Origin of the sequence: Anabaena sp. UHCC 0187, from assembly GCF_009712035.1 — a bacterium.
Lineage (GTDB): Bacteria > Cyanobacteriota > Cyanobacteriia > Cyanobacteriales > Nostocaceae > Dolichospermum.
Map to the genome: position 1 here is coordinate 211580 of NZ_VILB01000014.1, position 12028 is coordinate 223607.

The following is a 12028-nucleotide window of genomic DNA, read 5'->3' on the forward strand; positions in this document are numbered from 1 at the left end:
TTTGGGCGCTTACCGCCGCTTATGCACTAGGCTAGATTCCTGGAATAAGATTCAGGACACTAGCAAGTAAAATTTCCATTACTCTCTAGTGTCCTATATAGTCAATATTTATTCTTGTTAACAACAAACTGAGAAATTTTCGCTTTAAAATTTTAGACTAGAAAATAATGATTAGTTTTTTTGGGATCTTAATTATTTTAATTTTTTGTCCCCTGTTAGGGGCAATACCGCTCATTTCCTGGATTACCTATGCCCTGAGTGGTAAAAAATTAGCTAATGTGGGTACAGGAAATATTAGCGTTGCTGCTGCCTTTTATCACGGTGGTAAATTAGCGGGAAGTATCTGCGTAGTCTCCGAAGCCCTCAAAGGTGTTGCCGTTGTCACAATTGCCCAGTATTCTTTTCCCTCACAACCAGTCTGGGAAATTGTCGCTTTAATAGCCTTAGTTATCGGTAGATACCTTGCTACTAAAGGAGCAGGAACAACAAACGTTGCCTGGGGATTGCTGGCACAGGATCCTTTAGTAGCCGTCTTTGTCGGCTTAATTGCAGCTATTGGCTTTCTGATTACTCGCTCCAAAGAAACGATTAAATTAGGGGTATTAGTGATATTTCCCCTGCTGGTGGGTATTATCCATTCCCAGGATTTAACCAGAATCATCGCTGCTTTTGGCTTATCGGGGTTAATTTACTGGATTTATAACCAAATTCCTGATGATCTCAACCTCCCAGTCCAGGAAGCAGATCCAGAATCTCAACCGATGATGCAATACCTCAGCAGTGAGGATAGAATCATCACCCTAGATGATGACTTAGATGGGGAAATAGTGGGAGCTAAATCTGCGACATTATCGCAAATTAAACGTTGGGGTTATGCAGTTCCTAAAGGTTGGGTAATAGCTCCCTATGATGATCCCAAGCATTTAATTGAATTTTTGCAACCATCACCACTGTCACCCTTAGTAGTGCGTTCCTCTGCCATTGGGGAAGACTCGCAACAAGCCTCAGCGGCGGGACAGTATGAAACAATTTTAAATGTCACCAATAAGGCAGAACTCCGGCAAGCGATCGCTCAAGTCCAAGCCTCCTATAATCATCCCAGTGCCGTTGAATATCGCCGTCGTAGCAGTTCAGACGATGCAGCAATGGGGGTACTCATTCAACCACAAGTGCAAAGCGTATTTTCTGGCGTAGCCTTTAGCCGAGATCCGATTTCCCAACAAGGTGAAGCCGTTGTTATTGAAGCTGTCGCTGGTAGTCCCACTCAAATCGTATCGGGAAAAGTGACACCAGAACAATATCGAGTCGTGGTTGCTGATAATGAAAAATTATCTTGTTTGCAATTTGAAGGAAATGGCAAAGTTCCCGAAGCATTAATTAAACAAGTCGCATACTTAGCTCGTCGGTTAGAAAGACGTTATTTAGGCGTTCCCCAAGATATTGAATGGAGTTATGATGGTCAAAACCTGTGGGTATTACAAGCCAGACCTATCACTACACTTTTACCCTTATGGACAAGGAAAATCGCCGCTGAGGTCATTCCTGGAGTTATTCACCCCTTAACTTGGTCTATTAATTCCCCTTTAACCTGTGGTGTGTGGGGAGAAATTTTTAGTATCGTTCTCGGTGAACGCGCTCAAGGTTTAGATTTTGCCAAAACAGCAACACTACATTATTCTAGAGCCTACTTTAATGCTTCCTTATTGGGAGAAATCTTTTTGGCCATGGGATTACCCCCAGAAAGTTTGGAATTTCTGACTAGAGGCGCAAGCATGAGTAAACCTGCTCTAGATTCTACCTTAGCTAATTTACCAGGACTAACAAAGTTACTCAAGCGGGAATTTGATTTAGACAAAGATTTTAAATCGGATTATCGCCAAGTTTTCATTCCGGGATTAACCCAATTATCAAATGTTGTCATTGCCGAATTATCATTAGATCAGTTATTAACCAGAATAGATTTAATTCTCGACTTACTCCACAGGGGTACTTATTACAGTATCTTAGCCCCCTTGAGTGCAGCTATCCGCCAATCGGTTTTGGGGGCAAAGGAAGAGAAAATTGATCACAGTGTCACCCCAGAAATAGCATCTTTAAGAGCTATGCGTCTTCTGGCTGCGGATGCTAGACAAATCTTAATAGATGGCAACTATGAGTTTAAACCAGAACAAATATTTGCACAATTGGCACAAACGAGCGAAGGACAAAGGATTTTAGCTGAAATTGACGAATTGATTGAGGATTATGGCTATTTGAGTGAAGTAGGTACAGATATTTCCGTTCCCACTTGGCGCGAAAATCCCCAAATAGTTAGACAATTGTTTATGCAGTTGATCCAAGCCCCCGAACTGCCAAATTCAGATGATTCCCGTCCCGAACAGGCAAATTTAGTCCAAAAAAGAGTTGATCTTAAAGGACGGGTAACGGAAGTTTATTCCCGCTTGTTAGCTGAATTACGCTGGACATTTTTAGCTTTAGAAGAAATTTGGCTTGAGTCTAGGGTATTAACACAATTAGGAGATATCTTCTTTCTGGAGTTAGATGAAATTCGCCATTTAGTGATTGATCCAGATGTAGCTTTTAGACATCACTTGTTAGAATTAGTCGCAAACAGGCGATCTCAATTTCTCCAAGATAGCCAAATTACCCAAATTCCCGCCGTAGTTTACGGTTATAATCCTCCTCACCCCATTGCTTCTGTCATTGATCCCTCTGACAACATTTTATTAGGTATTCCTGCCAGTCAAGGGCAAATCCAAGGACGGGTAAAAGTATTGCGAACTTTGCAAGAAGCCCATGATATTGATAAAAATACCATCCTCGTTGTTCCTTACACAGATTCCGGTTGGGCCCCTATCCTAGTGCAAGCTGGGGGATTAATTGCCGAAGCTGGTGGTAAACTTTCCCACGGGGCAATTATCGCCCGTGAATACGGTATTCCTGCTGTTATGGATGTGCGGGGTGCTACATATCTGCTTCAGGATGGTCAGCAAGTGCGAATTGATGGATATAAGGGGACGGTGGAAATACAATAGACATTTGATAGAAATTAAATATGCGTTTTCTAGAACCCTTGTAGAAACTTTCATGGGTAGTGATTCTCGACTCTACATTCTTTTTCAGAGATGTCGAGAATCATCAAAAATTCGCACTTAAAGGTTAAAATTTAGTGACACTAACCTAACCCCCCTTCCCTACGAGGGAATGGGGGAACAAGAATCTTCTGACTCCCCTCTCCTTGTAGGAGAGGGGTTGGGGGAGAGGTCAATCGAATCCTGGTTAAATACCCACCAAATAAATGAAGCAGAATTTATTACTAACTTAACCAACCGCAGCGAAAATAATTTTATGTACATCAGCCAAATCTTAGCTGCTATTACTAATAATTTTTATCCCCAACCTTCCCAAATAGAAACATCATTTCCACCACCATTAGAAACCTATTACCAACAACATTTAGAAAAAATGCTGGGTTCTCAACATCAAGATTTTCCCCTAGCAGTGTTGCAAGTTTTATCCCAGACAACACAACCCATATCAGTTACAGATATTGCCAACTTCCTAAATACTGATGAATATGATGTTGAAGAAGTTTTAGAAAATTGGGTAGAATTTTTAATCCAAGAAAATAGATCAGAAAATATTTACTACAGCTTCTATCATTTTAGTTTCCGTGATTTCATTAACAAAATATAGAACTCAAACCCATCCCATAGAGAGATGATCCATACCAGCATTTGCAATAAATTATAACCGTATGCGCTTAAATAACATCCATCTTAAATCCCCTCGTCGCTTGTGGGGAAGGTAGGGTTTTTGTATTTAAATCTAGTAGGTTGGGTTGACGTTAGTAAACCCAACATTTACGGACTCTTAACCGAACAGCATTGACATCAATTCTGAATTCATCTCAATTAAACTGTGAGAAAAAAGCGATTATTTAACTTTTTAGGATTGGTAATAATAATAGCGATCGCTATTATTAGTTATCACAATTGGCTATTACCAAAACCACCCCCATTCATTACCGTAAAACTCAGCGGTTGGACAGGTAATCCCCTAGAACAAAAACTTTTAAAACAGGTAATTCAAGACTTTGAAAAGCAGCATCCCCAGATCAAAGTCAAATATGAAGCGATTTCTGATCAATATATGGATGTAATTAAAACCCGCTTAGTAGGAGAAGCCGCACCAGATGTATTTTACCTCGACGCACTCGAAGCTCCTTTCTTAATGGGTCAGAACGTCCTAGAACCCCTTGATAAATACATTGACCCCAAATTTGATCTCACAGATATAGAACCCAACTTGCTCAAGAATTTTACCTACCAAAATCGTATTTATGGTTTACCTAAAGACTATTCCACACTGGCTCTATTTTATAACAAACAAGCATTTAATCAAGTAGGTTTAACCAGTCCTCCCACCACCTGGGAACAACTCCGCAGCTATTCAAAACAATTAACAGGCAAACTGAATAAATATGGCTTTGGAGAAATTCCTGAATTAGCCCGTCAGGCATACAAAATTACCGCTTTTGGTGGAGAAATTGTTGATAACAATGGTTTTGCTACCTTTGCTAATAATCCAGGTTTGCAAGGTTTAGAATTAGTAATTAACCAATATCAAAAAGACCGTTCTTCCGCCCAAAAATCTGATGTCGGCACAAATTCCGGGAGTGAAATGTTTGGACAAAATAAAGTAGCAATGGTAATTGAAGGTAATTGGGCAATTCCCTATCGGCAAGAAACCTTTCCCAAACTAGAATTTGCCACAGCAGAAATACCAAAAATTAATCATCAGAAATCTACAATGGTTTTTACTGTTGCCTATGTCATGAATAAACAAGCACCCCATAAAACCGCAGCCTGGGAACTCATTTCTTTCCTAACAGGTAAAGAAGGCATGAAAAAATGGACAAGTACAGGATTTGCCTTACCAGCCCGTAAATCAGTAGCACAACAGTTAGGTTATGATCAAGACCCTCTGAGATCATCATTAGTAGCAGGAATTGATTATGCTACACCCTGGCAAATAGGCAAGTATCCCGCCACAATTATCAACAATTTTGATAATCAATTTATTAGTGTTTTGCTAGGACAACAACCATTAAAACAGGCAATGTTAAAGGCACAAAACGCAGCAAATCAGCAAATTAAGGCAGATATGTAGTGTTTACTATTAGCCGACAAATCAGAGAAAATTTTACAGCTTATCTATTCATAACTCCCAGCATTTTAGTTTTAGGCATATTTGTAATTTTGCCTATTCTCTATGCGGTATTTCTTTCCTTACACAAAGTGCAAATGTTAGGAGGTATTGATTACCGGTTTTCCGGCTTGGGTAATTTCCAAAGATTGCTAACAGATGAAAGAGTGGGAATTGCTTTAAAAAATACCGCCGAATATGTAGCTATTGTTGTTCCCACCCAAACTATTTTGGCTTTAGGTTTAGCTGTAACACTCAATTCTGGCATTCGTGGCAAAAATTGGTGGCGGATTCTTTACTTTTTACCAACAGTCACATCTTCAGCAGTTTTGACCCTAATTTTTATGTGGATTTATAACACAAATGGACTATTAAATAATTTTTTAGCTTGGCTAAACCTGCCTATTTATAATTGGTTGGGAGATCCATCTGTTGCCCTGAAAGGGATTATGATCATGAATATTTGGTCAACAGCACCATTTTTTATGGTGATTTATTTAGCAGCTTTACAAGATATCCCCAAAACTCTTTATGAAGCAGCAGAACTTGACGGTGCTAATAGTTGGCAACAGTTTATTTATATTACTTTGCCCTTATTGCAACCTGTGACTTTCTTTGTCATGGCTATGGGAATAATTGGGACTTTTCAATTATTTGATCAGTCTTATATATTTTCTGGAGGAACTGGTGGCCCAAATAACGCTACTCTCACCTTAGTTCTGCTAATTTATCAAACCGTATTTCGGAATTTACAAATGGGATATGGTGCAGCAATCGCTTTTTTACTAGCATTTGTAATTATTATCCTCACATTAATTCAGAGGCAATTTTTCGGAGGTTATAAAATTTGAATAAAATCTTGGGTAGTTTCTGGTTAAAAGTTCTGTTATATATCTTTCTCACCGTTTATGGAATTATTACCGTAATTCCTTTTCTTTGGGCATTTTCTGCATCATTTAAGCCTCTATCCGAGATTATTAGCGGTGAGTTTAATTTTATCCCCAAACATTTTACCCTCGATAATTACAAACAAATATTTCTGCAAGAACCTCTATTTTGGCGGTGGTTATTTAATAGTGTGATTATTGGCGTTACTGTGACGATTTTAAACTTGCTATTTAACTCAATGGCAGGTTATGCCCTAGCAAGATTGCGCTTTCAGGGTAAACAGTTCTGGTTTTTCCTGATTTTGACCGTGTTAGTAGTGCCGGCGCAAATTACCCTAATTCCCACATTTTTAATTTTAAAAGCCATAGGTTGGCTAAATTCATACCCAGGGATGATTGTTCCCAGTATGGTGAATGCTACTTTCATTTTTATGATGCGACAGTTTTTTGTCAATTTCCCTAGAGAACTGGAAGAAGCTGGGCAACTAGATGGTTTAAATGCCTGGGGAATTTTTATATATATAGTATTGCCTCTAGCCAAACCAGCATTAGCCGCACAAGCTGTTTTTGTCTTTATGGGTAGTTGGAATAATTTTTTACTACCTGTAGTGATTCTCTTTGACCCGGAAATGTTTACCTTACCGTTAGGACTAAATACCTTTAAAGGTCAATATATCAGCTATTGGAACTACATTATGGCAGCTTCAATGGTGTTTACTCTACCAGGTTTAGCTATTTATGCTTTCTTTAACCGCTACTTAATTCAAGGTGTTACCTTTACAGGTGGTAAGGGTTGAAAAGCAGCGACAGGGTTAAAAGTTTCCTGGTAATAAAAAATGCTGATCATCAGATTCATCTATGGATAAAGATTTCCTTCTATAGTTATCATCAAAGTTATCTATTACATATCCTTTTTGTGTGATTAACTAAACCTAAAACTACGTAAATCATGGTTCAGAATAATCATTATCATCAATTAAATAATATATATTAGAGACTTTCCACAAAATTAGTCCCAGACTATAAACTTTTACTTATATATCTAATCTAATATTTATTTAATAATTGCCTTGCCAAGTTGATCCATTTCCCAAAAAAACCTGTAAACTGAGTTTTAATTGGTTCAGAGATGGTTTCCCATCCCACTCAAAACCCAAAGTAATTAAACCTTGTCCCTATAGAGAAATCAGCTTTTTTATGAATAAAAAGGCTAATTTTTTATGGCATTAGCAAGAAAATCTGATTAAAGTTTTCGGCTTGTATCAGCAAAATTTAGCTAATACCAAGTATTTTTGCATACAAATAAGCTGGGTAGCTCAATTTTGGATTTTTACCCAAGATTATCACTGCCAAATTAACATGGTTGCATTATTGTTGACCAAGTAAATTTATTGACAGATGAAGACAGGTATTGTGCTTAGGTTTACTTTCTTTAGCTCTTTAAATTTCATTTAGTTCATTTATTGTAATGCTCCCTATCAGAGGAGTCACAAGGAGGTATTCGTGGATTTTTTGTCCTTATTTGTCACGGACTTTATTGCCCAGTTGCAGTCCCCAACACTGGCATTTTTGATTGGTGGAATGATTATTGCTGCCCTTGGTAGCGAATTGGTAATTCCAGAGTCAATTTGTACGATCATCGTCTTCATGCTGCTCACCAAAATCGGTCTAACCGGTGGAATTGCGATCCGTAATTCCAACCTGACGGAGATGGTGTTACCCATGATATTTGCCATCATGGTAGGGATTATTGTTGTCTTCATCGCCCGCTATACATTGGCCAAGCTGCCAAAGGTCAAAGTCGTCGATGCGATCGCTACTGGGGGGTTGTTTGGAGCCGTGAGTGGTTCTACCATGGCCGCCGGACTTACGGTACTGGAAGAACAAAAAATTCCATTTGAAGCATGGACTGGCGCACTCTATCCCTTTATGGATATCCCCGCGCTCGTAACTGCCATTGTGATAGCTAATATTTACCTCAACAAGAGGAAGCTTAAAGAAGCAGGCGAATCTGTCATAGAGGAGTCTTTGAGTAAGCAGCCCGTTGCAGCGGGCGATTATCCCAGCACCCGGCAAGAGTATCTTAGCCAGCAGAAAGATCCTGCGGATAATCGGGTCAAGATATGGCCGATCATCGAGGAAAGCCTCCGGGGTCCTGCCCTATCGGCAATGTTATTAGGTCTCGCTCTTGGCCTGTTCACCCGGCCGGAAAGTGTCTATAAAGGCTTCTATGATCCCGCCTTTCGCGGCTTGCTTTCGATCTTGATGCTGGTCATGGGGATGGAGGCTTGGTCAAGGATTGGCGAACTGCGTAAGGTAGCCCAATGGTATGTCGTGTATAGTGTGGTGGCACCGTTTCTGCATGGGTTGATCGCCTTTGGTTTCGGTATGATTGCCCACTACACCACGGGATTTAGCATGGGCGGTGTCGTGGTACTGGCTGTCATCGCTTCCTCTAGTTCAGACATCTCCGGACCTCCTACATTGCGGGCTGGTATCCCTTCTGCCAATCCATCGGCATACATAGGTGCGTCCACAGCCGTTGGTACGCCAATTGCAATCGGCGTGTGTATACCGTTCTTTATCGGGCTTGCCCAGTCCATAGGCGGACGCTAATCCCATACGGGTCGCGGTCTGTCGGCGCTCCCTTGACCGAAAAATTTTAGATTTTGGATTTTAGATTGAGAATTTTCGGTACAGGTTCCCCGCCCCTTCAGGGCGGAATTAATCCAAAATACTCGCTGCGCTGTGTACGCTTCGCTAATGCAAATCGAAAATCCCTTGACCCGGCAGACTAAGCAACTCAGTTTATAATATCAATTTACGTAGGTAAGGAGTTAACCAATATGTCCAAGCGTGCCAACAAGCTCGTCATCGTCACGGAAAAGGTTTTGCTGAAGAAGGTCGCCAAGATCATTGAGGAATGCGGGGCGACCGGTTATACGGTGGTGGAAACTGGCGGTAAAGGTAGTCGCAACGTGCGCTCTACGGGTAAACCCAACACTGCCGACACCGATTCAAATGTAAAGTTCGAGGTACTCACCGAAAATAGGGAGATGGCCGAAAAGATTGCTGATCAGGTCGCAATAAAGTTTTTCACCGATTATGCGGGCATTATCTATATCTGTGAAGCAGAGGTACTATACGGAAGACATTTCTGTGGGCCAGACGGCTGTTGAATCGAAACAACGCAGACCTAAAAAGCCGGGGTATGACCCCGGCTTTTTTTTGGTGGTCGTTACTCAAAACGTTAGATGATCAGTTTTGACAATGGGACTAGAAGGATCAACGAGTTTTAAACCGGAAATAGAGGAAAAGTGGTAACTTTACCAAAGGCGTGGGAAGACAATATATCGGAGAAATCGGTAAAACAGATAATGGGATAGTCGTATTATTTAAATATTGCATTCAGAAATTAATATTTTGAGTGCTAAAAGCTGTATGCTATTTTTATTCAAATTCCTTCTAGAGTAAGTTCTGGTTTTTTTGTTACTAGGATAAATTTTGTTGCGTTTGTTGTTGCTCGCTTACACAAATACACGCAAGTTAAGCGCAATTAAGTAACAATATCCATCAGTAATCTAAGAATCTTTTTACCTAGTACACTGCGGCGCAACTAAGACAACAATTAAAAATCCCTGAAAAGCTTATACAATCTGCTTTTTTAATTTTTAATTGTTAATTTTTAATTCCGCCCTGCGGTACTGGTTTAACCCGACACAACACTTAATCTTCAAATAACCAAAATGCAAATGACTAAAAATAATAAAGTTTTTTAAAAAAATCATTTTGCCAAATCTCATAGATATCTAAAATATATCTAGCCATGGCAATTTTTATGGCAATTTTAGCAAACATACACACTATCAATCAGATATAACTCAGTCCTTTAACGTAAGAGAAAAGGTAGCTTAGATACTCCTAATTTTTCCAAAAATAGGATTTATACAAGCTACCCTAAAATTATCACTGTGAATAAATATAACATAATTACATTTCTCCTTACTATTTGAGTTTCTAGTAGATGAGTGTAGATGTTTTTCTATGGCTAAAATTGCGAATTTAATTAGACAGAAAAAAACCTGTCTCAAACCTACAATTTTGTTGTTATTGAGCATCTATTAATGGAAATAATAAATACTATTCATACCCGTAATTTACGGGGTGACATTTTTGGTGGTGTAACTGCCGCCATCGTCTCTCTACCATTAGCTTTAGCCTTCGGTGTCGCTTCCGGTGCGGGGCCTGTTGCTGGTCTTTACGGTGCTGTGTGTGTCGGCTTTTTTGCCGCCTTATTTGGTGGTACACCCACGCTGATTTCTGAACCTACTGGGCCAATGACAGTGGTAATTACTGGTATTATCAGTTCTTTCACAGCAAGTGATCCAGAAAACGGTTTGGCTATGGCTTTTACCGTAGTCATGTTAGCAGGGTTATTTCAAATTATCTTTGGTGTTTTCAAGCTAGGAAAATATATCACTCTCATGCCCTACAGTGTAATTTCTGGCTTTATGTCAGGAATTGGGGTGATTTTGATTATTTTGCAAATCGCGCCTTTCTTGGGACAACCAAGCCCCAAAGGTGGAGTATTAGGAATAGTTAAAAACCTACCTGATCTATTAGGAAATATTAATCCCATTGCTTTGATTTTGGGTGTAATGACGGTGGCAATTATTTTCTTAACACCATCAAAAGTTAAGCGAGTTGTGCCACCTCAGTTAATTGCTTTAGTAACAGTGACAGTGGTTTCTTTGGTATTTTTCGGCGATGCTGATATCAAACGCATTGGTGTAATTCAAACTGGGTTACCCAAAATTCAACTACCAACTTTCACCTTAGAGAATATCACCCTCATGTTAGTTGATGGGGTAATGTTGGGGATGTTAGGATGTATTGATACCCTATTAACTGCGGTAGTTGCTGATAGCTTAACCCGCACAGAACATAAATCTGATAAGGAATTAATTGGCCAAGGTATTGCGAATATAGTTTCTGGTTTGTGTGGTGGTTTACCCGGTGCTGGGGCAACCATGGGAACTGTTGTTAATATTCAAACTGGGGCGCAAACGGCGCTATCTGGTATTACTCGCGCTTTGATATTATTGGTGGTGGTTTTGGGTGCTGCGGGTGTAACTCAAAGTATTCCCATGGCTGTGTTAGCTGGTATTGCGCTGAAAGTGGGTATTGATATTCTGGACTGGAGTTTCTTAAAGCGCTCTCACAAAGTCTCTCTCAAGGGAACTGTCATCATGTATGGTGTGTTGTTCCTAACTGTGTTTGTTGACTTAATTGTGGCTGTGGGTGTGGGTGTATTTATTGCCAACATCTTAACCATTGAACGTCTTTCTAGCATGAACTCTGAGACAGTTAAGGCTATTAGTGATGCAGATGATGATGTTAATTTAACTGCTGAAGAAAAGAGTTTGTTAGATCAAGCTAATGGTCGTATTTTGCTATTCTACTTGAGTGGTGCGATGATCTTTGGTGTTTCTAAAGCGATTTCTCGTGAACACAATGCTATCAAAGATTGTGATGTTATCATCCTAGATTTAAGTGATGTCCCGATGATGGGTGTGACTGCTTCTTTAACTCTTGAAGGTGCAATTAGAGAAGCTTGTGAAAAAGGTCGTCAAGTAATTATTGTGGGTGCAACTGGTAAGATTAGGAAACGGTTGGAAAATTTGGGAGTTTTGAGTTTATTACCCCCTCATCACTTAATGATAGACCGTAAGGAAGCACTGAAACAAGGGTTAGCTTTAGTTAACAGTTTGACTGAACCGCTGAATAACCCAATTTCCTCATCTCAGCCCTAATATCAAGATCATGAACAACAAAATCCCTGATTTCTTCAAGAAGTCGGGGATTTAAGGTATAAGTGATTTTTACAAATCAGAGATGATCATTTATAGAAATTTTGAGAGTAAAATTCAAGC

Annotated in this window: 8 protein-coding genes; all 8 read left to right on the top strand. The window is 39.7% G+C overall.

Annotated features, from left to right (window positions below):
* The first annotated feature begins 167 nt into the window (after positions 1 to 167).
* The 8 genes from FJR11_RS17480 to FJR11_RS17520 all read left to right on the top strand — a co-directional run bounded on the left by FJR11_RS17480 (position 168) and on the right by FJR11_RS17520 (position 11908).
* Positions 168 to 3035, top strand: coding sequence for a glycerol-3-phosphate acyltransferase (locus FJR11_RS17480; protein WP_168505939.1), 2868 nt, complete (start codon positions 168 to 170; stop codon positions 3033 to 3035).
* A 169-nt stretch (positions 3036 to 3204) separates the two neighbouring features.
* Complete coding sequence (locus FJR11_RS17485; RefSeq protein ID WP_254444775.1) at positions 3205 to 3696, top strand: hypothetical protein; 492 nt, start codon at positions 3205 to 3207, stop codon at positions 3694 to 3696.
* Between the two features lie 225 nt (positions 3697 to 3921).
* Positions 3922 to 5172, top strand: coding sequence for an ABC transporter substrate-binding protein (locus FJR11_RS17490; protein WP_168505941.1), 1251 nt, complete (start codon positions 3922 to 3924; stop codon positions 5170 to 5172).
* Positions 5172 to 6059: a carbohydrate ABC transporter permease gene (locus FJR11_RS17495; protein WP_168505943.1), complete on the top strand. Its 888-nt coding sequence runs from the start codon at positions 5172 to 5174 to the stop codon at positions 6057 to 6059. Before FJR11_RS17490 ends, FJR11_RS17495 begins: the two co-directional genes overlap by 1 nt.
* Entirely contained in the window at positions 6056 to 6892 is an 837-nt protein-coding gene (locus tag FJR11_RS17500; RefSeq protein WP_168505945.1) for a carbohydrate ABC transporter permease, read from the top strand. The genes FJR11_RS17495 and FJR11_RS17500 overlap by 4 nt, the downstream gene beginning before the upstream one ends.
* 706 nt (positions 6893 to 7598) lie before the next feature.
* Positions 7599 to 8711, top strand: coding sequence for a sodium-dependent bicarbonate transport family permease (locus tag FJR11_RS17505; protein ID WP_168505947.1), 1113 nt, complete (start codon positions 7599 to 7601; stop codon positions 8709 to 8711).
* Positions 8712 to 8941: 230 nt separating this feature from the next.
* On the top strand, positions 8942 to 9274 hold the full coding sequence (locus tag FJR11_RS17510; RefSeq protein ID WP_168505949.1) for a P-II family nitrogen regulator: 333 nt from the start codon (positions 8942 to 8944) through the stop codon (positions 9272 to 9274).
* A gap of 945 nt (positions 9275 to 10219) precedes the next feature.
* Positions 10220 to 11908 carry a SulP family inorganic anion transporter gene (locus FJR11_RS17520; RefSeq protein ID WP_168505951.1) on the top strand — a complete coding sequence of 563 codons (1689 nt, stop codon included), beginning with the start codon at positions 10220 to 10222 and terminating at the stop codon, positions 11906 to 11908.
* The last annotated feature ends 120 nt before the right edge of the window (positions 11909 to 12028 follow it).

Bases quoted from the DNA above. Each gene is read 5' to 3' on its own strand.
- FJR11_RS17480 (WP_168505939.1), top strand. From the start codon at position 168: ATGATTAGTTTTTTTGGGATCTTAATTATTTTAATTTTTTGTCCCCTG.
- FJR11_RS17520 (WP_168505951.1), top strand. From the start codon at position 10,220: ATGGAAATAATAAATACTATTCATACCCGTAATTTACGGGGTGACATT.
- FJR11_RS17485 (WP_254444775.1), top strand. From the start codon at position 3,205: ATGGGGGAACAAGAATCTTCTGACTCCCCTCTCCTTGTAGGAGAGGGG.
- FJR11_RS17510 (WP_168505949.1), top strand. From the start codon at position 8,942: ATGTCCAAGCGTGCCAACAAGCTCGTCATCGTCACGGAAAAGGTTTTG.